The organism is Roseovarius pacificus, from assembly GCF_900142665.1.
Taxonomy (GTDB): Bacteria; Pseudomonadota; Alphaproteobacteria; order Rhodobacterales; family Rhodobacteraceae; genus Roseovarius; species Roseovarius pacificus.
The window spans coordinates 1-1,180 of the sequence record NZ_FRBR01000050.1 but is presented as its reverse complement, the minus strand read 5'-3'; the positions used below and the strand labels follow the sequence as shown (position 1 = coordinate 1,180).

At 63.7% G+C, this 1,180-nt stretch carries 1 protein-coding gene; it reads left to right on the top strand.

Features of this window, described 5'->3' with window-relative positions; all coding sequences use genetic code 11:
* The first annotated feature begins 1 nt into the window (after window position 1).
* A complete protein-coding gene (tuf, locus tag BUB53_RS22180; RefSeq protein ID WP_073038261.1) occupies window positions 2–1,177 on the top strand; it encodes an elongation factor Tu in 1,176 nt (391 codons plus the stop codon).
* The last annotated feature ends 3 nt before the right edge of the window (window positions 1,178–1,180 follow it).

Sequence of the window (1,180 nt, the reverse complement as noted above, 5' to 3'; positions counted from 1 at the left end):
CATGGCAAAGGAAAAGTTTGACCGTTCGAAACCGCACGTGAACATCGGTACGATTGGTCACGTTGACCACGGCAAGACGACGCTGACGGCGGCGATCACGAAGTATTTCGGTGATTTCCGTGCGTATGACCAGATTGACGGCGCGCCGGAAGAGAAGGCGCGGGGGATCACGATCTCGACGGCGCATGTCGAGTACGAAACGGACGCGCGTCACTACGCGCACGTGGACTGCCCCGGTCACGCGGACTATGTGAAGAACATGATCACGGGTGCGGCGCAGATGGACGGCGCGATCCTGGTTGTGAACGCGGCCGACGGCCCGATGCCGCAGACGCGCGAGCACATCCTGCTGGCGCGCCAGGTCGGGGTTCCGGCGCTGGTGGTGTTCATGAACAAGGTCGACCAGGTGGACGACGAGGAACTGCTCGAGCTGGTCGAGATGGAAATCCGCGAACTGCTGAGCAGCTACGACTTCCCGGGCGACGACATTCCGATCGTTGCCGGGTCGGCGCTGGCGGCGATGGAAGGGCGTGACCCGGAAATCGGCGAGAACAAGATCCGCGAACTGATGGCGGCCGTGGACGAATACATCCCGACGCCGGCACGTGCTGTCGACCAGCCGTTCCTGATGCCGATCGAAGACGTGTTCTCGATCTCGGGCCGCGGTACGGTCGTGACCGGCCGTGTCGAGCGTGGCGTGATCAACGTGGGCGACGAACTGGAGATCGTGGGCATCCGTGACACCAGGAAGACGACCTGCACGGGCGTCGAGATGTTCCGCAAGCTGCTGGATCGCGGCGAAGCGGGCGACAACATCGGCGCGCTGCTGCGCGGTATCGACCGTGACGGCGTTGAGCGCGGTCAGGTCCTGTGCAAGCCGGGCTCGGTGACGCCGCACACGAAGTTCGAGGCCGAGGCCTATATCCTGACCAAAGAGGAAGGTGGCCGTCACACGCCGTTCTTCGCGAACTACCGCCCGCAGTTCTACTTCCGCACGACGGACGTGACCGGCACGGTGACGCTGCCCGAGGGGACGGAAATGGTGATGCCGGGCGACAACCTGAAGTTCGAAGTCGAACTGATCGCCCCGATTGCCATGGAAGACGGCCTGCGCTTCGCCATCCGCGAAGGCGGCCGCACCGTCGGCGCCGGCGTCGTCTCCAAAATCATCGACTGATCC